The 21,431-nt window shown below is 69.3% G+C and carries 24 protein-coding genes; 14 read left to right on the forward strand and 10 right to left on the reverse strand.

Annotation, left to right across the window (positions count from 1 at the left end):
* Positions 1-95: 95 nt before the first annotated feature.
* Positions 96-2,237, reverse strand: coding sequence for a bifunctional 23S rRNA (guanine(2069)-N(7))-methyltransferase RlmK/23S rRNA (guanine(2445)-N(2))-methyltransferase RlmL (gene rlmKL, locus SNE34_RS05005; RefSeq protein ID WP_332615258.1), 2,142 nt, complete (start codon positions 2,235-2,237; stop codon positions 96-98).
* Between the two features lies 1 nt (position 2,238).
* The gene (locus tag SNE34_RS05010; protein ID WP_332615260.1) at positions 2,239-2,763 is read right to left on the reverse strand and encodes an alpha/beta hydrolase; all 525 of its coding nucleotides are present in this window, start codon (positions 2,761-2,763) and stop codon (positions 2,239-2,241) included.
* Between the two features lie 101 nt (positions 2,764-2,864).
* Here SNE34_RS05010 and SNE34_RS05015 point away from each other — a divergent pair, with 101 nt between their 5' ends.
* The 4 genes from SNE34_RS05015 to SNE34_RS05030 all read left to right on the forward strand — a co-directional run bounded on the left by SNE34_RS05015 (position 2,865) and on the right by SNE34_RS05030 (position 6,633).
* On the forward strand, positions 2,865-3,467 hold the full coding sequence (locus SNE34_RS05015; RefSeq protein WP_332615263.1) for an N-acetylmuramoyl-L-alanine amidase: 603 nt from the start codon (positions 2,865-2,867) through the stop codon (positions 3,465-3,467).
* 157 nt (positions 3,468-3,624) lie between these two features.
* The gene (gene tesB, locus SNE34_RS05020; RefSeq protein WP_332615267.1) at positions 3,625-4,521 is read left to right on the forward strand and encodes an acyl-CoA thioesterase II; all 897 of its coding nucleotides are present in this window, start codon (positions 3,625-3,627) and stop codon (positions 4,519-4,521) included.
* 3 nt (positions 4,522-4,524) lie between these two features.
* Entirely contained in the window at positions 4,525-5,388 is an 864-nt protein-coding gene (locus SNE34_RS05025) for an efflux RND transporter periplasmic adaptor subunit (protein WP_332615269.1), read from the forward strand.
* A gap of 75 nt (positions 5,389-5,463) precedes the next feature.
* Positions 5,464-6,633 (forward strand): RNA polymerase sigma factor, encoded by a 1,170-nt coding sequence (locus SNE34_RS05030; protein ID WP_332615271.1) that lies wholly within the window; start codon positions 5,464-5,466, stop codon positions 6,631-6,633.
* A 101-nt stretch (positions 6,634-6,734) separates the two neighbouring features.
* Here SNE34_RS05030 and SNE34_RS05035 read toward each other — a convergent pair whose 3' ends face one another.
* Positions 6,735-7,277, reverse strand: coding sequence for an EF-hand domain-containing protein (locus tag SNE34_RS05035; RefSeq protein ID WP_332615273.1), 543 nt, complete (start codon positions 7,275-7,277; stop codon positions 6,735-6,737).
* Positions 7,278-7,405: 128 nt separating this feature from the next.
* Between SNE34_RS05035 and SNE34_RS05040 the strand changes: the two genes are divergently transcribed.
* Positions 7,406-8,155 (forward strand): arginyltransferase, encoded by a 750-nt coding sequence (locus tag SNE34_RS05040; protein ID WP_332615275.1) that lies wholly within the window; start codon positions 7,406-7,408, stop codon positions 8,153-8,155.
* 125 nt (positions 8,156-8,280) lie between these two features.
* Complete coding sequence (locus SNE34_RS05045; protein ID WP_332615706.1) at positions 8,281-9,417, forward strand: endonuclease/exonuclease/phosphatase family protein; 1,137 nt, start codon at positions 8,281-8,283, stop codon at positions 9,415-9,417.
* Between the two features lie 12 nt (positions 9,418-9,429).
* Here SNE34_RS05045 and SNE34_RS05050 read toward each other — a convergent pair whose 3' ends face one another.
* Positions 9,430-9,879 carry a hypothetical protein gene (locus SNE34_RS05050; RefSeq protein WP_332615276.1) on the reverse strand — a complete coding sequence of 150 codons (450 nt, stop codon included), beginning with the start codon at positions 9,877-9,879 and terminating at the stop codon, positions 9,430-9,432.
* A gap of 38 nt (positions 9,880-9,917) precedes the next feature.
* Positions 9,918-11,120 (reverse strand): formate-dependent phosphoribosylglycinamide formyltransferase, encoded by a 1,203-nt coding sequence (gene purT / locus SNE34_RS05055; RefSeq protein WP_332615278.1) that lies wholly within the window; start codon positions 11,118-11,120, stop codon positions 9,918-9,920.
* A 105-nt stretch (positions 11,121-11,225) separates the two neighbouring features.
* On the opposite strand from purT, the gene SNE34_RS05060 reads away from it, so the two are divergent.
* The 5 genes from SNE34_RS05060 (at position 11,226) to SNE34_RS05080 (ending at position 14,446) form a co-directional block, all read left to right on the forward strand.
* The gene (locus SNE34_RS05060; RefSeq protein WP_332615280.1) at positions 11,226-12,170 is read left to right on the forward strand and encodes a hypothetical protein; all 945 of its coding nucleotides are present in this window, start codon (positions 11,226-11,228) and stop codon (positions 12,168-12,170) included.
* 67 nt (positions 12,171-12,237) lie between these two features.
* Positions 12,238-13,098, forward strand: coding sequence for an SPFH domain-containing protein (locus tag SNE34_RS05065; RefSeq protein WP_332615282.1), 861 nt, complete (start codon positions 12,238-12,240; stop codon positions 13,096-13,098).
* A 99-nt stretch (positions 13,099-13,197) separates the two neighbouring features.
* On the forward strand, positions 13,198-13,386 hold the full coding sequence (locus tag SNE34_RS05070) for a type II toxin-antitoxin system antitoxin (protein ID WP_332615284.1): 189 nt from the start codon (positions 13,198-13,200) through the stop codon (positions 13,384-13,386).
* Positions 13,383-13,562, forward strand: a complete 180-nt coding sequence (locus SNE34_RS05075) for a DUF4177 domain-containing protein (protein ID WP_332615286.1) — start codon at positions 13,383-13,385, stop codon at positions 13,560-13,562. Before SNE34_RS05070 ends, SNE34_RS05075 begins: the two co-directional genes overlap by 4 nt.
* Positions 13,563-13,633: 71 nt before the next feature.
* Complete coding sequence (locus SNE34_RS05080) at positions 13,634-14,446, forward strand: M15 family metallopeptidase (RefSeq protein ID WP_332615288.1); 813 nt, start codon at positions 13,634-13,636, stop codon at positions 14,444-14,446.
* Between the two features lie 159 nt (positions 14,447-14,605).
* On the opposite strand, the gene SNE34_RS05085 is transcribed toward SNE34_RS05080, so the two are convergent.
* The 5 genes from SNE34_RS05085 to SNE34_RS05105 form a co-directional block, all read right to left on the reverse strand.
* Positions 14,606-15,280: a DNA-3-methyladenine glycosylase family protein gene (locus SNE34_RS05085; RefSeq protein WP_332615290.1), complete on the reverse strand. Its 675-nt coding sequence runs from the start codon at positions 15,278-15,280 to the stop codon at positions 14,606-14,608.
* Between the two features lies 1 nt (position 15,281).
* The gene (locus SNE34_RS05090) at positions 15,282-15,626 is read right to left on the reverse strand and encodes a DUF423 domain-containing protein (protein ID WP_332615292.1); all 345 of its coding nucleotides are present in this window, start codon (positions 15,624-15,626) and stop codon (positions 15,282-15,284) included.
* A gap of 157 nt (positions 15,627-15,783) precedes the next feature.
* Positions 15,784-16,944 (reverse strand): polyketide cyclase, encoded by a 1,161-nt coding sequence (locus tag SNE34_RS05095; RefSeq protein ID WP_332615294.1) that lies wholly within the window; start codon positions 16,942-16,944, stop codon positions 15,784-15,786.
* A 158-nt stretch (positions 16,945-17,102) separates the two neighbouring features.
* On the reverse strand, positions 17,103-17,756 hold the full coding sequence (locus SNE34_RS05100; RefSeq protein ID WP_332615296.1) for a response regulator transcription factor: 654 nt from the start codon (positions 17,754-17,756) through the stop codon (positions 17,103-17,105).
* Positions 17,753-18,970, reverse strand: a complete 1,218-nt coding sequence (locus tag SNE34_RS05105) for a sensor histidine kinase (RefSeq protein WP_332615298.1) — start codon at positions 18,968-18,970, stop codon at positions 17,753-17,755. Before SNE34_RS05105 ends, SNE34_RS05100 begins: the two co-directional genes overlap by 4 nt.
* Positions 18,971-19,144: 174 nt before the next feature.
* Here SNE34_RS05105 and SNE34_RS05110 point away from each other — a divergent pair, with 174 nt between their 5' ends.
* The 3 genes from SNE34_RS05110 (at position 19,145) to minD (ending at position 21,430) form a co-directional block, all read left to right on the forward strand.
* Positions 19,145-19,744, forward strand: a complete 600-nt coding sequence (locus SNE34_RS05110; protein WP_332615300.1) for a GNAT family N-acetyltransferase — start codon at positions 19,145-19,147, stop codon at positions 19,742-19,744.
* Entirely contained in the window at positions 19,741-20,535 is a 795-nt protein-coding gene (gene minC, locus SNE34_RS05115) for a septum site-determining protein MinC (RefSeq protein ID WP_332615302.1), read from the forward strand. Before SNE34_RS05110 ends, minC begins: the two co-directional genes overlap by 4 nt.
* 85 nt (positions 20,536-20,620) lie before the next feature.
* Entirely contained in the window at positions 20,621-21,430 is an 810-nt protein-coding gene (minD, locus tag SNE34_RS05120; protein ID WP_332615304.1) for a septum site-determining protein MinD, read from the forward strand.
* Position 21,431: the final 1 nt, after the last annotated feature.

Consider the following 21,431-nt stretch of genomic DNA (forward strand, 5'->3'; position numbering starts at 1 on the left):
CGGGTTCAAGACGAGTTCAACTTGGAAACGCGAGGCTGCCTGACGGGAGGCCAAGATCAGGTGAACCGCAGGATGGGGGACGACGGTGTCTTGATTCAGCGACGCCGCAGCCGCCAGCAGCGGTGGATGCGGGCGTGGCGGGCGAAGTCCGGCGGAATGGTCTCGGCGCTGATCTCTTCGCAACGGGCGAAGCCGGCGACCGCGTCCTCGTCGAGCCGGAAGCGGCGGAAGTTGTTGGAGAAATACAGCACGCCGTCTGTCGCCAGCCGCGCGACCGCGGCGCGCAGCAGCGCCACGTGGCCGCCCTGCATGTCGAAGTCGTCGGCACGCTTGGAATTGGAGAACGTCGGCGGGTCGCAGAAGATCAGGTCGTACTCGCCGCGATCGGCGGCCAGCCACGACACCGCGTCGGCCTGCACCAGCTTGTGGCGGGCGCCGGCAAAGCCATTCTCGGCGAGGTTGTCGGCGCACCATTGCAGGTAGGTCGCCGACAGGTCGACGGTGGTGGTCGCGCGGGCGCGGCCGACCGCGGCGTGCACGGTGGCCGCGCCGGTGTAGCCGAACAGGTTGAGGAAGCGTGCATCCTCGGCCTCGGCGGCAATCCGCAGGCGCATCGGCCGGTGATCGAGGAACAGGCCGGTATCGAGGTAGTCGAACAGGTTGACCCGCAGGCGGGCGTCGTCCTCGCGCACCGTGAGGAATTCGCCGCGCTTGTCGAAGTGGCCGTACTTGGAACCGCCCTTGCCACGTGCGCGGGTCTTGAGGGCGACCTGTTCGTGCGGAACCTCGAACACCTCGCGCGCCGCCGCCAGCAATTCGTTGAGGCGGCGGCGCTGGGTCGCCTCCGGGATCTCGTCGGGGGCGGCGTATTCCTGGACGTGCAGGAACCGTTGCGGGGTGGCCTCGTCGGTCTCATAGACGTCGATCGCCGCCGAGTACTCGGGCAGGTCGGCGTCGTAGGCGCGGAAGCAGGTGACGCCCTCCTGGCGCCGCCAGGCCTTGAGCTTGCGCAGGTTCTTGCGCAGGCGGTTGGCGACCATCTGTGCGCCCTCGCCGAGGGCCTGCGGCTGCTCGCTGCGCTCGCGCTGCGGCGGCGCGACCGGGTCGGCGACGATCAGGGTGCACTCGATCGCGCCGTTGAACAGCTGGTACTTCTTCTGCGCGCGCAGGCCGGTCGAGTGGGCGAGTTCGGCGTCGCCGCACAGCAGGCTCGCCCGCCATTGCGGCACCGCGCGCTTGAGCGCGTCGCCGAGGCCGCGGTACAGCGCCGGGTCGGCGGCGAGACGGATGTCGTAAGGCGGATTGCTGACCACGAGGCCACGCTCGGGCAATCCGTCGGATTGCAGCGCCTCGATGCCGGCCGCCTTTAGGTCGATGGTCCCGGCCAGGCCTGCCATCACCTCGTTGTCGCGGGTCGAGCCGATCGCATGCGGGTCGAGGTCGCGACCGAAGAACGCCGGCCGCAGCGCGGCGCGGCCGGCGGTCTCGCGGGCGCGAGCCTCGTCCAGCAGCGCCTGCCAATGCGCCTCGTCGAAACCTTTCCAGCGCGTCGGCACGAAACCGCCATGGCGCAACAGCCCCGGGGCGACGTCGGCGGCGATCAGCGCGCCCTCGATCAACAAGGTGCCGCTGCCGCACATCGGGTCGAGCAGGCCGCCACCGTCGGCGTAGACCTGCGGCCAGCGCCCGCGCAGCAGCACCGCGGCGGCGAGGTTCTCCTTCAGCGGCGCCTCGCCCTGTTGCTGGCGCCAGCCGCGGCGATGCATCGGGCCGCCGCCGAGGTCGATCGAGACGATCGCGCGGTCCTTGCGCACGACCAGGTTGATGCGCAGGTCCGGGGTGTCGACATCGACGTCCGGGCGCGCGCCGGTGGCATCGCGCATGACGTCGACCACCGCGTCTTTGACCCGCTGGGCGGCGAAACGCGCGTGGGTCAGCGCGGTGCCGGAGACATGGGCGTCGACCGCGATGGTGTCGCCATCGTCGAGGTGCTCCGGCCACGGCAGCGCGGCGACACCGGCGTACAGCGCCTGCTCGTCGGCGCAGTCGAACTCTGCGATCGGCCACAGCACCCGGCTGGCCAACCGCGACCACAGCACCGCGCGCTGGGCGTCGAGCAGGCTGCCCTCGACGTTGACCCCGGCCATGGTCGCGGTGGCGCGGGCGCAGCCCAGCGCGAGCAACTCGTCGGCCAGCAGGTATTCCAGGCCCTTGCCGCAGCTTGCGAAGAATTTCATCTCAGAGGCCCGCCAGCAGTTGTTCGAAGGCGCCGGCACTGGTGGCGACGTGGTCGGACAAGCGGTGGCCGTCGTCGACCAGCAGCAGCCGGGCGCGGCGCGCGCGTGCCCACTCGATGACCTCGGCACCGGGGCACAGCTCGTCGTCCCAGCCGTGGATGATGCTGGTCGGCACGCCGGCGGCATCGAACGGATGGGCCTCGCCCATGCGGATCGGCGGCGCCATGAGGAACAGGCCGGCGACCGGCACCTGCAGCGACACCAAGCCGGAGACGTAGGCGCCCAGGCTCGATCCGGCCAGCACCAGCGGCCCGCGCGCGGCGGCGGCGCTCGCCAGGGCCTGCAGCCGCTGCAGCCGCGCCGGCACGTCGCCGAGATCACTGACCTCGCGCTTGCCGTCCAGGTCGGTGTAGTCGGGCCGCTCGCAACTCCAGCCCAGGCGCTCGGCGACCTCGGCCAGGGCGGTGACCTTGGTCGCGTCGGGGCCGCTTTCGAAGCCGTGGGAGAGGATGCAGTGTCCGCGCATTAAAGGTGTCCGCTGGAGAATGCGCGCGGCGCCGGTGCGCCGCGGAGGCGCATCACGCGCGTCGCGCAGTGGGGAATGCGCGCGATGCTAGCATCCGCGCCATGCCGCCCGAGTCGCCGTCGCCGTCCACCCCGCCCGACATTCGGGTCGAGCCGCTGCCCTACGAGGTCCGGTTGGAGCCGCGCGAGCTGGCGCAGGTCGACCTCGTGGTGATCCATTGCACCGAGCTGCCCGACCTGGCCACCGCGCGCGAGTACGGCGAGCGGGTGCTGTACGAGGTCCGCGCCGATGGTGGTGGCGGGACTGGCAACAGCGGCCATTTCTATATCGACCGCGACGGCAGCGTGCACCGCTGGGTCGGCCTCGACCGCGTCGCCCACCACGTCCGCGGCTACAACGCTCGCTCGGTCGGCATCGAACTGGTCAACACCGGGCGTTATCCGGACTGGCTGGATTCACGGCGGCAGGCGATGGACGAGCCGTATTCCGAGGCGCAGATGGTTGCGCTGGTCGCGCTGCTGCGGCAGCTCCAGGCCGGGCTGCCGTCCTTGCGGTGGATCGCCGGGCACGAAGACCTGGACACTATCGAGGTCGCCGCCAGCGACGACGCTTCGCGGCAGGTGCGTCGCAAGCGCGACCCGGGGCCGCGGTTTCCGTGGGCGCGGGTGTTGGCAGCGGTCGATCTGCAGCGCCTGCCCGTGTAGGAGCGGCTTCAGCCGCGATCGTGGAATTGTCCGCCCGCGCCGACTTCAGATCGCGGCTGAAGCCGCTCCTACAATTGCGCGGACCCGCGCCTGCGGGACGGCTCCCCGATCCCGGCCGCTATAATCGCCAGCTTGTCCGCACCGGCCGTCCCCGCGCATGAGCACCCCCGTTTCCGAGCTGATCGAACTGCTCTCGCTCGAACGTCTCGAAGACAACCTGTTCCGCGGCCAGAGCCGTGACATCGGCACCAAGTACGTGTTCGGCGGACAGGTGCTCGGGCAGGCGCTGTCGGCCGCGCAGGCGACGCTGAGGGAGGCGCGCACTGCGCACTCGCTGCACGCCTACTTCCTCAAGGCCGGCGACATCGCCGCGCCGATCGTCTACCAGGTCGACCGCACGCGTGACGGCGGCAGCTTCTCGGTGCGGCGGGTGACCGCGATCCAGCACGGCCAGCCAATCTTCTTCCTCGCCGCCTCGTTCCAGCGCGACGAGGACGGCGCCGAACACCAGTTGTCGATGCCCGAGGTGCCGCAACCGGAGGACATCGAGGCCGGCCACGCGGTCCCCGACAAGGTCATGGCCGAGTTGCCGGAGAAGATCCAGCGCTGGCTGTCGAAGGAAGGCCCGTTCGAGTTCCGCCACGTCTACCCGCGCGACGAGCTCAAGCCACCCAAGCGGCCGCCGTACCAGCAGTTCTGGTTCCGCCTCAACGAGCGCGTCGGCGATGCGCCGGAGCTGCACCGCGCCCTGCTCGCCTACGCGTCCGACTTCCACCTGCTCGGCACCGCGACCTTCCCGCACGGGATCAGCTACTACCAGCCGAACGTGCAGATGGCCTCGCTCGACCACGCGATGTGGTTCCACCGCCCGTTTCGCGCCGACGACTGGCTGCTGTACTCGATGGACAGCCCGAGCGCGCAGGGTTCGCGCGGCCTCGCCCGTGGGCAGATCTACGACCGCGAGGGCCGGCTGGTCGCCAGCACCGCGCAGGAAGGATTGATCCGGGTCGTCGACGACGCCAGGGCCGCCGCCCTCGTGCCGGCGAAGGACTGAGCGATGCGCAAGGTCTTCAGCAGCCAGCGGCTGGAAAACGTCGAAGGCGTGGCCAGGCTGCTGGGCGATGCCGGGATCGAGGTGCGCATCACCGACGGCCGCTCCTACCACGGCAACCGTCGCGGCACCTTCAGCTACAGCGACCGCAGCAACAAGCCGATGCCGGCGGTGTGGGTGGTGCGCTCGGAGCAGCAGATGCAGGCGCGTGAGCTGCTGCGCGAGGCGGGGCTGCTCGACTCGACCCGGCCCGAGGACGGCTATGCCAGCGCGAATTTCCGCTTCCAGTCCGAAGCCACCGCCGACGACCGCTCGCCGGCGCAGAAACGTGCGCGGCGGTTCAAGGTCGGCCTGATCGTGCTGATCGTCGCCATCGCCGGGATCGCGATGTGGCGCAGCCTCAACGCGCCGGTGCCGGTGCCGCAACTGGCCGCAGGCCCGTTCGACGGATCGGTCGCGGCGACGTTGCGGCCGGTCGCGCACGCGGTGTTCGCCAGCGAGCTGGCCGAGGTGGACACCGAGGTCGCCTGCCTCGGCGTCGACGACGACGATGCCTCGATCGAGTTGATCCAGGCGTTGCACGACGCGCTGCCGGCGCTGCAGGCGGAGCTGGTGCAGGCCTCCGCCTGCGTCGAGCTGGCCGACGAGGACCGCGGCAGTTTCCATCGCCGCTCCGGGCAGCCGGCGATGATCGTCGAGGTCCGCGGCTTCAAGCCATCCGCGCCGGATCGCGGCACCATCGAGTACAGCGCCTACCACCACCGCATGTGGGCCAGCTACAAGACCCTGGAGGTCGCGCGGGTCGAAGGGCGCTGGCAGGTGGTGGACGTGGTCAAGCACGTGCGCAGCCGCGGGGTGGCCGGGTTCTAGGTAGCTCCGGTCACATTCCGTGCGCCGCGACGTCCTGATCGATGGGCACTTGCTTGGCCACGGGAATCGAATGCCATGAACACCGTCGCACCCCTGCCGTTCGACCGGCCGCCGCTGGAACACCTGATCCACGGCCTGCTGCCGGCCGCCGCCAATGGCGACCGCGATGCCTACGGTCGGATCGTCGCCGCCTGCCAGAATCCGGTCACCGCGATCGCGCTGGCGATCGTGCGCGATGTGCCGGCCAGCGAGGACATCGCCCAGGAAGCCTTCCTCAGCGCCTGGAAAAACCTCAAGCGATTGCAGAACCCGGCCAGTTTCCTGCCGTGGTTGCGGCAGATCACCCGCAACCTCGCCCGCGACCACCTGCGCGAGCGGCAGCGACTGCCGCGCGAGGTGCGCGATGCCGATGAGCTGATCGAAGCCGCCGCCGACCCGCAGCCGCAACCGTTCGAACAACTGATCGAGCACGAGCGCGCGTTGGTCGCCAGCGAGTTGATCTCGGCGCTGCCCGCCGACAGCCGCGAAGTCCTGCTGCTGTATTACCGCGAAGGCCAGCGCTCGCAACAGGTCGCCGACCTGCTCGGGCTGTCGGACGCCGCCGTGCGCAAGCGCCTGTCTCGCGCCCGGGCGACGGTGCGCGCGGAGTTGCTGGTGCGGTTCGGCGAGTTCGCACGCACCTCGGCGCCGTCGGTCGGGTTCGCTAGCACGGTCGCCACCGCGCTTGCCGTCGCCAGCCCGCCCGCCGCGGCGGCCGGCATCCTCGGCAGCGCGGCGACAGCGGGTGGCGGTAGCACCCTGGGCAAGATCCTGGTCGGCGCCGCCGGCAGCACCGGGATCGGCCTGGTCGCGGCGTTCGCCGGCATCTGGCTCGGCCTGCGCAGCCAGCTCAAGGGTGCGATCGACGACGTCGAGCGTTTCGCCCTGGTCCGCAGCTCGGTGGTTTCGGCACTGGCATCGGTCGGGTTCATGATCGGCTTGATCGTGATCGTGCGTTACGACGATGGCTGGGTCTCGGCGACGCTGCTGACGCTGGTGTTCATGGCGATCGTTTTCCACCAGGCCATGGTGGTGCAGCCGCGCATCCTGCGCCGCCGGCACGCGCTGGAGGCCCGGCGCGATCCGGTGGCCGCCGCCGCCCGCCGCCGGCGCGAGCGCTGGACCTGTTGGCTCGGCGCGACGATCGGGTTCGTTGCCGGTTTCGGGGGGCTGGTGTTCGGAGTCGTCAGCTCGGGGCGGCTCTGAAGACGGGTTCGAGCTTTCGAAAAAAGAGCCCGTGCCGCGGAGATACCGGCACGGGCAAGGGGGTCGGTTTGCGCTGCCGCGGCTGGCGGCTGGCGGCTGGCTCAGCGTCGGCGCTGGGGCATCAGGTCGGCGCGGACGAGGTAGCCGTCGCGGTCCTCGTCGAGGAAGGCGAACGCGCGCGCGCGATGCGGCCAGTTGGCTTCGACCTCGGCGCGGCTCAGGCGGCCGTCGCGGTTGCCATCGGCGCTGCTGAACTTCGATTCGAACCGCTGCGCACGCTTCGCCGCGAACTCGCGGCGGCGCTGTTCGGCGGCCGCGCCCAGCTCGCTGCGCACGAGGTAGCCGTCACGGTTGCGGTCGATGTCGGCGAAATGCTCGCCCCAGCGCGACGATTTCGCCTCGATCGTGCTGACCCGGCCGTCGCCATCAGTATCCAGGCGGATCGCCCGGGCCATCCCGTGACGACGGTGATGCCCGTGGCGGCGGTGTTCGGCCCTCTCCAGCCGGCGGTCGCCGTCGCGGTCTGTCGCCGGCGTGGTCGCCGCCGGACCCCGGGTATCGCCCTTCGGCATGGACAGGGCCGCGCCGGCCAGGACAACGCCCAGCGCGAGGACGGAAATACGGGCGGCAATGCGTCGATTCATCGTGGGGAACTCCTGCGCGTGCGCCGGAATGGCGCCGGTGCCAATGACAACGCGGGGATGGCAGCGCGGTTGACAGGGTGACCGCCCACACGCGCCAGCATCACGACCGGCGGCGCTATGCTGGCGCCATGGGCACCGACCCCGGCCAAGACCTCGACGACCTGCGCCTGTTCCACACCGGCGAGCACCCGTGCGGCTACTGGCCGGATCGTCTTGCCCGCGACCTCGTCCTCGACCCGCGCGACCCCCGTCTCGCCCATTGGTATCCGCTCGCCTTGGGCTGGGGGTTCCGCCGCTCCGGCGACATCGTCTACCGGCCGCATTGCCACGGCTGCCGGGCCTGCGTGGCGGTGCGCATCCCGGTCGCGGGCTTCGTTCCCGACCGCAGCCAGCGCCGCTGCCTGGCCCGCAACGCCGACCTGGTACTGCGGGTGTTGCCGGCCGAACGCACCGACGAGCAGCTCGCGCTGTACCGCCGCTATCTCGCCGCGCGCCATCCGGGCGGCGGCATGGACGGGCATGGCGCCAACGAATTCGAACAGTTCCTGATCGGGCGCTGGAGCGAGGGCCGGTTCATCGAGTTGCGCGAGCCCGCCGCCCGCGGCGGCCGGTTGCTCGCGGTCGCGGTCACCGATGTCATCGAAACCGCGCTGTCGGCGGTGTATACGTTCTACGATCCCGACGCCGACGCCCGCGGATTGGGTACCCTGGCGATCCTCAAGCAGCTCGAATGGGCCCGTCGCGAGGGCCGCCAGCACCTGTACCTGGGCTACTGGATCGACGGCCACCGCAAGATGGATTACAAACGACGGTTCCGCCCGCTGGAAGCGTTTGACGGTCGCAACTGGCGCGACCTCGATGTCGGAGATCCGGTTTGACCCTGCTGCGTTCGTTCACGCGTCTTGTCGCCATCGCGACCACCGTCACCGTGCTGGCTGCGACCGCCCTCGCCGGCTGCGTGCGGATCAACGTCCAGGGCGATCCCGAAGCCTGGGCCGACCGCATGGCCGAATCGATGAACCTGATCCCGCCGTTGCGCATCGCCACCTACAACACCTCGCTGTACGACGACGCCGACGGTGGCCTGGTCGCGCAACTGCAGGCCGGCGACCCCGACGCGCGCAAGATTGCCGCGGTGCTGCAGCGGGTACGGCCGGACGTGGTCCTGCTCAACGAGTTCGACTACGACCCGCAGGCGCGCGCGGCCGACCTGTTCCAGCGCGACTACCTCGAGGTCGCCCAGACCGGCGGTGGCGAGCCGCTGCACTACCCGTACCGCTACCTCGCCCCGGTCAACACCGGCGTGCCCAGCGGGCTCGATCTCGACCGCAACGGCCGCGCCGGCGGCAATGATCGCGACCGCGGCAACGACGCCTGGGGTTACGGCCTGCATCCTGGCCAGTACGGCATGCTGGTGCTGTCGCGCTACCCGATCGACCGAGCGGGCGTGCGCACTTTCCAGCAGCTGAAATGGAGCGCGCTGCCGGACGCACGGCAACCGCGCGACCCGGCGACCGGCGCCGCCTGGTATCCGCCACAGGTGTGGTCGCAATTGCGGCTGTCGTCGAAATCGCACTGGGACGTGCCGATCGCGACACCGCTGGGCATCGTCCACCTGCTCGCGGCGCACCCGACCCCGCCGGTGTTCGACGGCGCCGAGAACCGCAACGGCCTGCGCAACTTCGACGAGATCCGGCTGTGGGCCGAGTACATCAGCCCCGGTGCCCACGAGTGGTTGTGCGACGACGCTGGCCGCTGCGGCGGCTTGCCGACCGAGGCACGGTTCGTGATCGCCGGCGACTACAACGCCGACCCCGACGACGGCGACGGTGTGCACGGCGCGATCGCGCAGTTGCTCGAGCATCCCCGGGTCAACGCCGGCTTCGTGCCGCGCAGCGCCGGTGCTGTAGAGCGCGCCGCCGAACGCGGGTTGCCGCGCGATGGCGACGTCGGCAGCCACACCGGCGATTTCGGGCCCAAGGGTGGCACCCTGCGGCTGGATTACGTGCTGCCGTCCGCCAACTTGCGGGTGCGCGACGGCGGGGTGTTCTGGCCGGACGAAGGCGATCCCGACGCGGCAATCGCCGGCGCCAGCGATCACCACCTGGTCTGGCTCGACCTCGTCGCGCCGGTGCGCTGAGCGGCCGGCGACCTACTTCTTCTTCGAACGCTTGCGCGGCGCGCCGGCGGGTTTGGACTTGGCCGGCTTCGCCTTCTTCGCAGCCTTCGGCGGCATCTTCTTCGACGGCTTCTTCGCCGCCGCGCCGCCAGCCTTCACCTCGACCTGCGCGCCAGTGCCCTCACCGGCCGGACGCGCCGCCTCCACCGCGATCCGCGGCCCGAAACCGAACGCCTCGTCGGTCCGCGCCGACACGATCATCAGCACCATGCTGGTCGGCACCAGCAACTCCAGCTGGATGGTGTCGCCGGCGGTGGTCCGCGCGTCGAGCGTCATCTTGACCAGCGCGCCGCCGGTATCGACTTCGCGGCAGACGATGTGCACGCCGGCGGGGCCGTCCTGCAGGTAGGGCTTGATGCCCTCGCCCAGCGCCTCGAGCGCCTTGGGGTAGAAGAACACGGCGTAACCATTGTTGTCGGGCATCGTGGTTCCTTGCGTGGGCAAAACGGATGGACGCGTTTTCAGCGCAGTTCGATCTTCAGTTTGGCGGCGGCGCGACAAGCCTTGTCGCGCGCCTGCTCGACATCCTCGCCCAACGCGAGCGTCACCGCGACCCGGCGCTGGCCTTCGACCCGCGGCTTGCCGAACAGGCGCAACTGGGTGTCGGGCCGGTCCAGCGCGGCATCGACACCGGAGAACACCGGCACCCCGTGACCTTCGGCCAGCACCGCGCAGGACGCCGAAGCGCCACCATGGGTGCGAATCACGGGGATCGGCAGTCCCAGGATCGCGCGCGCATGCAGGGCGAACTCGCTGAGGTCCTGGCCGATGAGCGTCACCAGGCCGGTGTCGTGCGGCCGCGGCGAGACCTCACTGAACCAGACCTCGTCGCCCTTGATGAAGAACTCCATGCCGAACACGCCCCAGCCGCCGAGGTCGTCGCTGACCGCACGCGCGACCTGCTGCGCGCGCTCCAGCGCCCGGGGCGACATCGGTTGCGGCTGCCAGCTCTCGCGGTAGTCGCCGTGTGCCTGGGTATGACCGATCGGCGCGCAGAAACTGGTGCCGCCGGCGTGGCGCACGGTCAGCAGGGTGATCTCGTAGTCGAAGTCGACGAAGCCCTCGACGATCACCCGCCCGGCGCCGGCGCGGCCACCGGTCTGGGCGTATTGCCAAGCGGTGTCGATGTCCGCTTCGGTGCGCACCAGCGACTGGCCCTTGCCCGATGACGACATCACCGGTTTGATCACGCACGGCAGGCCGATCTCGGCGACGGCGGCGCGGTAATCCTCCAGCGTGTCGACGAAACGGTAGGGTGAGGTCGGCAAGCCCAGCGTTTCCGCCGCGAGCCGGCGGATGCCCTCGCGGTCCATCGTCAACCGCGCGGCGCGGGCGGTCGGGATCACCCGGGTATCGCTGCCGCGCTCGGCGAACTCGTGCTCCAGCGCGACCAGCGTTTCGGTGTGGATCGCCTCGATCTCCGGCACGATCAGCTGCGGCCGTTCCTGCGCCACCAGCGCGCGGATCGCGGCGCCGTCGAGCATGTCGATGACGTGGCTGCGGTGGGCGACCTGCATCGCCGGGGCGTCGGCGTAGCGGTCGGCCGCGATGACCTCGGCGCCGAAGCGCTGCAGCTCGATCGCGACCTCCTTGCCGAGCTCGCCGGAACCGAGCAGCAGGACGCGAAACGCATGCGGGGACAGCGGCGTGCCAAGGGTGGTCATGCAGGTTCCAATCGATTTTCGAGGTCGTTGCCTAGTTTAGCTTCCGGGCCAACGGGATCGGCGCCGAGGTTTCGGGCGCGGCGGGCCGCGTGCGATGCTTCGCCGATGCGCCGACGCCTGCCCGCCTCGCTGTCCCGATCCATTGTTGCCATCGCGATGCCGGCGGTATTGGCGCTCGTCGCCGGCGGCTGTGCCCGTTCCGACGACGTGGAGGACGAAGGTCAACCCCATGCCGAGTTGTCCGGGGTATTGCTGGACCTGCAGCTCGACGAGATCAGCGGCCTGGCCGCCTCGCACCGGCACGACGACGTGCTGTGGCTGCACGATGACGGCGGCAACCCGCCGCGCCTGTTCGCGGTCAACGACCGCGGCGGCCGGCTGGCGACGTTCCGCGTCGAGGGCGTGACCAAGACCGACTGGGAGGATCTGGCCGCGTTCGAGTTCGACGGCAAGCGCTACCTGCTGATCGCCGACACCGGCGACAACGGCGGCCTGCGCCGGACCCTGCAACTGCACGTGGTCGAAGAGCCGGCGACGCTCGAGAACGCACGCCTGCAACCGGCCTGGTCGATCGCGTTCCGCTGGCCCGACGGCGCCCGCGACTGCGAGGCGGTGGCGGTCGACGCGCGCCGCGGCGAGATCCTGCTGGTGTCTAAGAAGCGCCAGCCGCCGGAGCTGTTCTCGCTGCCGCTGCGCCCGCCCGCCGGCGAATTGCTGACCGCCCAGCGCCTCGGCACCCTCAGCGGCGTGCCGGCACCGGATCCGGAGCGGCTCAAGCGCGCACCCCGGCGCGCCCGGATCGACAGTCAGGTCACCGCGGCATCGCTATCGCCCGATGGCCGCACCCTAGCGGTGATGACCTACCGCCACCTGCTGCTGTTCCCGCGGGCCGAAGGTGCCAACTGGGCCGACGCGGTCGCGCAGGCGCCCAGGGTCAGCGTGCTGCCGTGGCTGCCGCAGGCCGAAGCGCTGGGCTGGGCCGCCGACGGGGGCAGCCTCTACGCGACCGGCGAATTCATCCCGGCGCCGCTGTACCGGATCACTCCCTGACCGGCGGTCGCTTGTATTTGATATCAAATTGATATCAAATAATCGCAACTGACCGCGAGAACCCGCCATGAAAGAGAACCCGATCCGTTCGCTGCCCGGCATCCCGTTGCTGCTGGTGCTGATCGTCGCCCTGCTGGGCGCGGCCTGGCTGTTCTTCAGCGGCGCCCGCGACGCCAGCATCACCCCGATCATCGCCGCCGTGCCCATCGCCGCGATCTCCATCTTCTGCCTGGTCGGCCTGTACATGGTCGAGCCCAACCAGTCCGCGGTGCTGAGCCTGTTCGGCAAGTACGTCGGCACCGTCAGCGAAAGCGGCCTGCGCTGGAACAACCCCTTCTACATCAAGCGCAAGGTCTCGCTGCGGGTGCGCAACTTCGAGAGCGGCAAGCTCAAGGTCAACGAGCTGGAAGGCAGCCCGATCGAGATCGCCGCGGTGATCGTCTGGAAGGTGGTCGACTCGGCCGAGGCGGTGTTCAACGTCGACGACTACGAGAGCTTCGTCACCATCCAGTCCGAGGCCGCGCTGCGGGCGATGGCGACCAGCTATCCGTACGACAGCCACGAGGACCAGGTCTCGCTGCGCAGCCACCCGGTCGAGATCTCCGATCACCTCAAGCAGCAACTAGACGAGCGCCTGACCACCGCCGGCGTCGACGTCATCGACGCGCGCATCAGCCACCTCGCCTACGCCCCGGAAATCGCCGGTGCGATGCTGCAGCGGCAGCAGGCCAACGCGGTGATCGCCGCGCGCACCCGGATCGTCGCCGGCGCGGTCGGCATGGTCGAGATGGCACTGGAGGAGCTGCAGAAGAACGACATCGTCCAGCTCGACGAGGAGCGCAAGGCGGCGATGGTCAGCAACCTGCTGGTGGTGCTGTGCAGCGACCGCGCGACCCAGCCGATCGTCAATACCGGCTCGCTTTACTGACCCGCCTTTGTAGGAGCGGCTTCAGCCGCGATCGGCTGCCTGGCCGGCGACCGATTCCAGATCGCGGCTGAAGCCGCTCCTACAGGGAACCAAGCATTCATGGCCGAAAAGAAAGCCTATCCGCTACGCATCAACGCCGAGGTCCTCGCCGCGGCGCAGCGCTGGGCCGACGACGAGTTGCGCAGCCTCAACGCGCAGATCGAATATGTGCTGCGCGATGCCCTGCGCAAGGCCGGGCGCCTGCCGGCCTCCCCCCGCCCATCGCCCAATAAGGACGACACGCCATGAGTAGCCGATGGATTTATGAAGTGGTGGAACTGAGCCCCAACATGCTCGGCCCATCGATGGCAGAACGCCTGCGCGAGGAACTCGACCGCCTCGGCCGCGATGGCTGGGAGCTGGTGTCGGCCAACCAGGTCAATCCATTCGACCAGGTGCGGCTGATCCTCAAGAAGGAGGCCTGACCGCCTGCACCACGTGAACCGGTCGGTTGCCGCGCGTGGCGCCCTGCTCCGGCTGCGGCTAACCTGAGCGCATGCGTGGCCAGCCCGACATTCTGATCAATACGCCGGAGATCGAACTCTGGCCACACGGCTTGCTGCGCGCGCGCAGCAATCACGACGCGCGCGCCCTGTCGCGCGCGCGGCACGTGCTGCGGCGCAAGCGTGATGGCCGATACCTCGCGGTCGACCTGCGCGAGGGCGTGCTGCCATTGGTCCATCGGCTGATGCACGAACCCGGCATCGATGCCGCGCTGGACGCGCTCGAGCTGCATCCCGCGCGCCGCCGCCCCGGGATCGAGCGGGTCGGCGAATTGCCCCTGGACCGGCTGCAGGAGCGGCTCGACCAGCTCGGCATCGACGGCGATTACGCCGAGCGCACCGGCCTTGCGCTGGTCGCCGAGCCCGACTGGCTCGCGTTCGCCGGCTTCGACCGCTACCGTCGCCCGCTGTGGCTGCATGTCAACGCCGCGCGCGCGTGGAAACACCTGCAAGCCGCGGCCCTGCGCGACAGCGTGGTGCTGGAGGCGATCTCCGGCTACCGCAGCCACGACTACCAGTTGGGGATCTTCGAGCGGAAGTTGGCGCGCGGCCTTGGCGTCGACGAGATCCTCGCGGTCAACGCCGCGCCCGGCTACAGCGAGCACCACTCCGGTCTGGCGCTCGACATCGGCACTCCCGGCGAGCTGCCGGCCGAGGAAACGTTCGAGCAGACCCCCGCGTTCGACTGGCTGACCGCCAACGCCGGCGGTTACGGCTTCGCCATGAGCTACCCGCGCGACAACCCCCACGGCATCGTCTACGAACCGTGGCACTGGCGTTGGAATCCTGCCGACGCAGCGCACTAGAAGCGGTGGCTCTGGATCGCAGATGTCGGTGTTTCTGTAGGAGCGGCTTCAGCCGCGATCGTGGAGCCGGCGCGGGCGACCTATCATCCGATCGCGGCTGAAGCCGCTCCTACAAGAGCCCGAACCATCCCGGGCAAAACGAGTCGTCGTCGTGCCGCCTCAGTCCTGCGAACGCTTGGTCGGCGCTTTCGTTTCCATCGCGAAGTCAGCAACCCGCCACAGGTAGAAGCTCGCATAGCTGCGATACGGCCCCCAGCGCTCGCCGCGCTGCGCCAGTTGCTTCGGCGTCGGCATCGCGTCGAGCTTGTCGACGATCTGCGCGCCCTTGCGGATGCCGAGGTCGTCGATCGGCAACACGTCGGGCCGACCAAGGCGGAACATCAGCATCATCTCCACCGTCCAGCGGCCGATCCCGCGTACCGGCACCAGCGCGGCGATGATCGCGTCGTTGTCCATCGTCGCCATCCGTCGCAGGGTCGGGATCTCGCCGGCCGACTCGCGCAGCGCCAGGTCGCGCAGCGCCAGCAGCTTGTTGCCCGACACCCCGCAACCGCGCAGGGTCGCGTCGTCGCAGCGGCCGAGGGTGTCGCAATGGAAGCGGTCACTGCCAATCGCCGCCTCGACCCGGCCGACGATCGTCGCCGCGGCCTTGCCACTGAGCTGCTGGTAGAGGATCGCGCGGGCGAGCGCATCGACCGGGTCGAACGGCTTGCGCCAGCGCGGATCGGCGTCGATCGCGCCGATCCGACGCATCCAGGTGCCGAGCTTGCGGTCACGCCGGGACAGGTGGGCGTGGGCCACTTCGGTGTCGAATCCGCGCGAGTGGCGTGGCATCTCAGCGCCTCGTCGCGTCGGCCGCCCACAGCAGCCAGGCAAGGATCATCAGGCTGCCGCCCCACGGCGCCAATGGCGTCGACGTGCCGAAGAAGTGGGCGCAAACGAGGCTGCCCGAGAACAGCAGCGTGCCCAGCAGCAGGCCGGCGAGTGCCGCCAGCGCCAGCCGCCGCGCGGCCCGCGGCGCCAGTGCCGCGAGCGCGATGCCGTGGCCGAACGCGAACAGCGCGGCCGAATGCAGGCTCGCCTGCACCTGCGGCTCGGCGGCGTGGGCGGCATAGGCAAACAACGCGACCGCGGCGCCCGCCAGGACGCCGCCGCCGGCGGCCATGGCGCGCGACGGCAAGGCGGAGCGATCCGGTCGATCAGCAGCAGTCGTGGCGTTCATCGGGAACCGGTTCGTGGCAGTTGCCGCACGATATCAGGACGACGCAACCGCCCACAAAAAAACGCGCCGCGGAATCCGCGGCGCGCTTCGATGGTTCGGGTTGCCGTGTCGGGCGTTACTTGATGGCCCAGTACACGACGAACTCGCCTTCCTCGGTGAAGCTGTCGTCGATACCGGAGTTCCACGCTTCGTACGGGCGCTCGATGGTCTGGTAGCCGCGGGTCATCGCCCAGCCACGCAGGGCATCGCGCACGTTCGACAGGTTGGCCATGTGCCCCTTGAACGGCACCGTGGCGACCTTGCTGGCCTCGCGGTACACGTGCTCCACCGGGCCTTGCAGTTCGATGTCGAGCTTGCCGGCCGGCGCTGCTTCGGCCGCAACCTCGGTCGCCGCTTCGTCAGCCGCCTCATCCTCGCCTTCGGCCGCGACTTCCTCGTCGCTCTCCTCGTCGGACCCGCCAGCGACCTTGCGGACCGGCTGGGCGACTTCGAACGAGTAGGTCTCGGCGCCGAACTCGTTGGTGATGATCTGCACCGGGCCGTCGGCGACGAGGCCGTTGGCCTTCATGACCTTGTCGATCCACTGCATGTTGTTCTTCATCGTGCGCTGCACGATGTCGTTGTTGCGCTCCACCGCCGCGCCCACGACCAGCAGGTTCTGCGCCGGACGCTCGGACAGGCTCGGCGCCATCGACGGGTCGTCCTTGCTCAGTTCGGCATAGTCGTAGTTCGGCACCGCCGCCAGCATGTTGCTCAGGCGCGACAGGCTCAGCTTCATGTCCTGGCCCATGTTGCTGCTCACGTACATGCCGGCGTAGCGGCCGAGCAGGTTCATGCCGTAGTCGACGTCGTAGATCTGGGTGATCTTGACGTTGCGGTCGTTGCGACCGGTCGGCTCGAGGATGAAGCTGGTGCGCTTGTTCTTGCCGCGACGCTCGTTGGTGATCGAGTAGGTCACGCTGCGGTTCTTCTGGGTATCGGTGATCTCCCAGGCGCCATCGCCGATGCCACGCTCGTCGGAGCTGTACTCGAGCCGCGCGCCGACGCCCTCGGCCGGGCCGACCAGCTTGATGTCCATGCGGGGGTCGCGCGCGACCAGCGCGTTCCACTCGTCGAAACGGCGCAGGCTGTTCAACGTGTCGTACACGATCGTCATCTTGCGGTTGGTCTCCACCGACGTCTGGAAGTGGCGACTCGACGGCAGCAGGAAGCCGACAACCAGGAACAGGGCGAGGACGATCGCCAGTGAAATCAGGAGCTCGATCAGACGGGTCATTCAGGTTCTCCAGGGCCGGGCCCGGGGCGGGACTGGGCGCAGACCGGTAATCCTAGCAAGGAAGCCGCGCCCGGCGCAGCCTCCTTCGATCAAAAATCGTGACGGATACCGGGGCTGGGCGGACCGATGCCCCGGATTTCGCAAAGTCCAGCGCGCCGTCACACCAGTTGCAGTTCGAACGCCTTGAGCACCGCCCGGGTACGGTCGCGCACGCCGAGCTTGCTGAGGATGTTGGACACGTGGTTCTTGATCGTGCCCTCCGCCACGCCCAGCGAGTTGGCGATCTCCTTGTTGGAGAAGCCGCCCGCCATCAGCCGAAGGATCTCGGTCTCGCGCTCGGTCAGCGGGTCGGGCCGGTCGAGGCTGACGAAATCGTTGCGCATGTGCTCCAGCCCCGACAGCAGGCGCTGGGTCATCGCCGGCTGCATCAGCGAGCCGCCGGCGGCGACGGTCTGGATCGCGTCGACCAGTTGCTCCAGCGACACGTCCTTGAGCAGGTAGCCCTTGGCCCCGGCCTTGATCCCGGCCAGCACCAGCTGGTCGTCGTCGAAGGTGGTCAGGATGATCGTCGGCGGCAGCTGGCCGAGCCGGGCGAGTGCCTGCAGTGCTTCCAGGCCCGACATCACCGGCATCCGCATGTCCATCAGGACCACGTCCGGATTGAGTTGCGGGATGACCTCGACCGCCTGCTTGCCGTCGCTGGCCTCGGCCACCACTTCTATGCCGTCGGCCAGGGCCAACAACGAACGTACCCCTTGCCGGACCAGGGTCTGGTCGTCGACAAGCAGGACGCGGATCGGAGCGGAACTCATGGTGGAACTCCTTCGCTGGCGACGGCCTCGGCCGCCGTGGCCGGCAACGTCAGGTGCAGGCGGAAGCCTGCCTGCGGCCGGGTTTCGATATCCAGTTGACCGCCGTACTGGGCCAGTCGTTCACGCATGCCGCGCAGGCCGTTGCCGGCGGCGAGCTTTTCCGCGCCGCGGCCGTCGTCGCGGGCGGTCATGACGATCCGGCCCTGCTCGCGGCGGGCCTGAATCCACAGGTTGTCGGCGCCGGCGTGGCGCACGACATTGGTGATGATCTCCTGGGTGCAGCGCAGCAGCACATGGGCGCGCTCGGGGTCGTCCAGGGTCAGCGGGCCGTCGATGTCCATGTGGATGTCGAGCGCGGGGACGTTCTCGGCCAGTGGCTGCAGCGCCGCGGCGAGGTCGATCGCGCCGTTCTCGCGCAACTGGCTGACCGCTTCGCGGACGTCGGTCAGCAGCAGCCGGGCCAGGGTGTGGGCCTGGCTGACATGCTCCCTGGCGCGGCCCTCTGCGAGGTGGCCGGCGACCTCGAGGTTCAGGCTCAGCGCGGTCAGGTGGTGGCCGAGCAGGTCGTGCAACTCGCGGGATATGCGGGTGCGCTCGTTGATCCGCGCGCTCTCGGCCAGCAGCAACCGGGTCGCGCGCAATTCGGCGTTGAGCCGGCGTTGCTCCTCGCGCGCCTGCGCCTGCTGCATCGCCACCAGCGCGGTGACGAACACGAAGATCGAGAAGCCGGCGTACAGCAGCGACTGCACCACCGCCAGCACCACCGGGAAGTTCAGCAATGCCACGAACACCGGGATGATCGCCAGGTTGCCCGCCAGCAGCCAGACCACCCCGATCCGCAGCGGCAGCAACCACGGCAACAGGCCCGCCATCACCATCAGCAGCACGCTGCCCAGGCCGGAGCCGGAGAAGAAGCTGACCCCGATCGCGCAGATCGTCAGCACCAGCAGCAGGGCGTGGTCGACATAGTCCGGCCGGCGCTGGCCGAGGTCGCGGGTGATCCACCAGTAGACCGCGCCGAAGCTCAGGTACAACGCCACCCAGCGCGCGATCAGCAGTTCGACCGGGTGCTCGGCGCCGCCAGGCAATTGCTCTATCTGGCTCGGATCGAGCCGGAGCGTGACCAGTACGTTGACCAGCCAGCAGCCGACCATGGCCCAGGTAAAGAGACCGGCGTAACGCAACAGTCGGCTATGGTTCAGACGGGCTAGCATCCCCGAATGCTACTGGCATCGGCGCCCCGCCGTGGCACCCGAAAGTCATGCCTGAATGCGACCCGCTAGCGTCGCGCGCCCCGGCCCGACGGTCGCCGGCCGCCGGGCCACGTGCGATAATCGCGGCTGCCGCGGAATCCCGCGCGACGCACGAAAAAGCCTTTGGAGCCCGGAATGTCGATCGTTGTCCGCGACGTGCGAGAGCACGAGCTGGATTCCGTCCTTGCCCTCAACAATGCCGCTGGCCCCGCTATCCTGCCGCTGGACGCGGCGCGAATGCGGCATTTCTTCGATACCGCCGAGTATTTCCGCGTCGCCGAGCGCGACGGCACCCTGGTCGGGTTCCTGATCGGCATGGGCAGCAGTGCCGACCACGACAGCCGCAACTTCAAGTGGTTCCGCGAGCGCTTCCCCGAATTTTTCTATATCGACCGCATCGTCGTCGCCAGCCGGCGCCGCGGCGGTGGCGTCGGCCGGGCGTTCTATGCCGACGCCCAGAGCTACGCCGAGCTGCGCTACCCGCAGATGGCCTGCGAAGTATTCCTCGAGGGCGTCACCGATCCGGTGCTGCTGTTCCATGGCAGCTTCGGCTTTCGCGAGATCGGCCAGCGCGTGCTGGTCCGCAACGGCACGCGCGCGGCGATGCTGATGAAGGAACTGTGCAGCCACGCCTGGGTCGAGGAGACCTATGGCAAGACCCTGCCCGACGTGCCGTGGATCGCCCGCGTCCGCGATCCGCTGCAGGCTCCACGCTCGACCGGAACCTCCGAATGAGCGCGGCGGCAATGGACTACGAACCGGCAGGGGAGCTCAAGATCGGCCAGGTCGGCATCGCCAACCTGCGCATCCGCACCCTCGACGTCGACAAGCTGGTCGAGGAGATGCGCGGCCGCGTGCAGCGCGCGCCCAAGCTGTTCCTGCGGGCCGCGGTGGTGATCGATTTCGGTGGCCTGGCGAATACGCCCGATACCGACACCGCGCGGGCATTGCTCGATGGCCTGCGCAAGGCCGGGGTATTGCCGGTCGCCCTGGCCTACGGCTCCAGCGACACCGAGCGCCTGGCCGAGGCTCTCGGGTTGCCGCTGCTGGCCAAGTTCCGTGCGCAGTACGAGCGCGCCGACGGTGCGCCCGAGACGGCCCCACCCCAGCCGGCACCGCCGCGGCCTCGCGAGACCGCGCCCGACACGGCGCCTGCGCGCAGCGCGCCCGCCCGTGCCGCCACCAACGGCAACCCCGGAATGATCCACGTCCCGCTGGTGCGCTCGGGCCAGCAGATCTACGCCGACAACCGCGACCTGACCGTACTGACCGCGGTCGGCGCTGGCGCCGAGGTCATCGCCGATGGCTCGGTGCACATCTACGGTCCGTTGCGCGGCCGCGCCCTCGCCGGCGCCCAGGGCAACGAGCAGGCCCGCATCTTCTGCCGCGAATTCCACGCCGAGCTGGTCGCGATCGCCGGCCACTACAAGGTGCTCGAGGACATCCCGAAGGAACTGCGCGGCAAGGCCGTGCAGGTCTGGCTGCAGGACGAACAACTGCATATCGCCGCGCTGGACACACCGTGAGCAAGAAACCGGGCATGCTGTCGCCTGTCCCGCCGCGCCGCCCCCGCGAGCGCGGCACTACCCCAAATATCCGGAGGATCTGAACTTGGCCGAAATCATCGTAGTCACCTCGGGCAAGGGCGGCGTCGGCAAGACCACGACCAGCGCCTCCCTTGCCTGCGGCCTCGCCCGCCGTGGCCACAAGGTGGCCGTCATCGACTTCGACGTCGGCCTTCGCAACCTCGACCTGATCATGGGTTGCGAGCGCCGTGTGGTGTACGACTTCGTCAACGTGGTCAACGGCGAGGCCAACCTCAAGCAGTCGCTGATCAAGGACAAGCGCTTCGAGAACCTCTACGTGCTGGCCGCCTCGCAAACCCGCGACAAGGACGCGCTGACCACCGAGGGCGTGCAGAAGGTGCTCGACGACCTCGCCGCCGACGGCTTCGACTACATCGTCTGCGACTCCCCCGCAGGTATCGAGAAGGGCGCGTTCCTGGCGATGTACTTCGCCGACCAGGCGGTGGTGGTGGTCAACCCCGAGGTTTCCTCGGTGCGCGACTCCGACCGCATCCTCGGCCTGCTGTCGTCCAAGACCCGGCGCGCCGAGAACGGCGAGCGGGTCAAGGAGCACCTGCTGCTGACCCGCTACAGCCCCAAGCGGGTGGAGTCGGGCGAGATGCTCAGCGTCGGCGATGTCGAAGAGATCCTCGGCCTCAAGACGGTCGGCGTGATCCCGGAATCCACCGACGTGCTGCACGCCTCCAACAAGGGCGAGCCGGTGATCCTCGATGCCGAGTCCGATGCCGCCCAGGCCTACGACGATGCCGTCGCCCGCCTGCTCGGCGACACGCGCCCGATGCGCTTCGTGGTGCCCGAGAAAAAGGGCTTCTTCAGCAAGATGTTCGGAGGTTAAG

The organism is Novilysobacter erysipheiresistens (assembly GCF_036663935.1).
Lineage (GTDB): Bacteria > Pseudomonadota > Gammaproteobacteria > Xanthomonadales > Xanthomonadaceae > Novilysobacter > Novilysobacter erysipheiresistens.

What these genes read in the sequence shown, in the direction of transcription:
- SNE34_RS05110 (WP_332615300.1), top strand. Translation starts at nt 19,145, where the DNA reads ATGTCGATCGTTGTCCGCGACGTGCGAGAGCACGAGCTGGATTCCGTC.
- SNE34_RS05040 (WP_332615275.1), top strand. Translation starts at nt 7,406, where the DNA reads ATGGGCACCGACCCCGGCCAAGACCTCGACGACCTGCGCCTGTTCCAC.
- SNE34_RS05070 (WP_332615284.1), top strand. Translation starts at nt 13,198, where the DNA reads ATGGCCGAAAAGAAAGCCTATCCGCTACGCATCAACGCCGAGGTCCTC.
- minC (WP_332615302.1), top strand. Translation starts at nt 19,741, where the DNA reads ATGAGCGCGGCGGCAATGGACTACGAACCGGCAGGGGAGCTCAAGATC.
- SNE34_RS05075 (WP_332615286.1), top strand. Translation starts at nt 13,383, where the DNA reads ATGAGTAGCCGATGGATTTATGAAGTGGTGGAACTGAGCCCCAACATG.
- SNE34_RS05030 (WP_332615271.1), top strand. Translation starts at nt 5,464, where the DNA reads ATGAACACCGTCGCACCCCTGCCGTTCGACCGGCCGCCGCTGGAACAC.
- SNE34_RS05095 (WP_332615294.1), bottom strand. Translation starts at nt 16,944, where the DNA reads ATGACCCGTCTGATCGAGCTCCTGATTTCACTGGCGATCGTCCTCGCC.
- tesB (WP_332615267.1), top strand. Translation starts at nt 3,625, where the DNA reads ATGAGCACCCCCGTTTCCGAGCTGATCGAACTGCTCTCGCTCGAACGT.
- SNE34_RS05080 (WP_332615288.1), top strand. Translation starts at nt 13,634, where the DNA reads ATGCGTGGCCAGCCCGACATTCTGATCAATACGCCGGAGATCGAACTC.
- SNE34_RS05105 (WP_332615298.1), bottom strand. Translation starts at nt 18,970, where the DNA reads ATGCTAGCCCGTCTGAACCATAGCCGACTGTTGCGTTACGCCGGTCTC.
- SNE34_RS05045 (WP_332615706.1), top strand. Translation starts at nt 8,281, where the DNA reads ATGGCCGAATCGATGAACCTGATCCCGCCGTTGCGCATCGCCACCTAC.
- SNE34_RS05100 (WP_332615296.1), bottom strand. Translation starts at nt 17,756, where the DNA reads ATGAGTTCCGCTCCGATCCGCGTCCTGCTTGTCGACGACCAGACCCTG.
- SNE34_RS05065 (WP_332615282.1), top strand. Translation starts at nt 12,238, where the DNA reads ATGAAAGAGAACCCGATCCGTTCGCTGCCCGGCATCCCGTTGCTGCTG.
- SNE34_RS05060 (WP_332615280.1), top strand. Translation starts at nt 11,226, where the DNA reads ATGCGCCGACGCCTGCCCGCCTCGCTGTCCCGATCCATTGTTGCCATC.
- rlmKL (WP_332615258.1), bottom strand. Translation starts at nt 2,237, where the DNA reads ATGAAATTCTTCGCAAGCTGCGGCAAGGGCCTGGAATACCTGCTGGCC.
- purT (WP_332615278.1), bottom strand. Translation starts at nt 11,120, where the DNA reads ATGACCACCCTTGGCACGCCGCTGTCCCCGCATGCGTTTCGCGTCCTG.
- SNE34_RS05085 (WP_332615290.1), bottom strand. Translation starts at nt 15,280, where the DNA reads ATGCCACGCCACTCGCGCGGATTCGACACCGAAGTGGCCCACGCCCAC.
- SNE34_RS05025 (WP_332615269.1), top strand. Translation starts at nt 4,525, where the DNA reads ATGCGCAAGGTCTTCAGCAGCCAGCGGCTGGAAAACGTCGAAGGCGTG.
- SNE34_RS05015 (WP_332615263.1), top strand. Translation starts at nt 2,865, where the DNA reads ATGCCGCCCGAGTCGCCGTCGCCGTCCACCCCGCCCGACATTCGGGTC.
- SNE34_RS05035 (WP_332615273.1), bottom strand. Translation starts at nt 7,277, where the DNA reads ATGAATCGACGCATTGCCGCCCGTATTTCCGTCCTCGCGCTGGGCGTT.
- SNE34_RS05010 (WP_332615260.1), bottom strand. Translation starts at nt 2,763, where the DNA reads ATGCGCGGACACTGCATCCTCTCCCACGGCTTCGAAAGCGGCCCCGAC.
- SNE34_RS05050 (WP_332615276.1), bottom strand. Translation starts at nt 9,879, where the DNA reads ATGCCCGACAACAATGGTTACGCCGTGTTCTTCTACCCCAAGGCGCTC.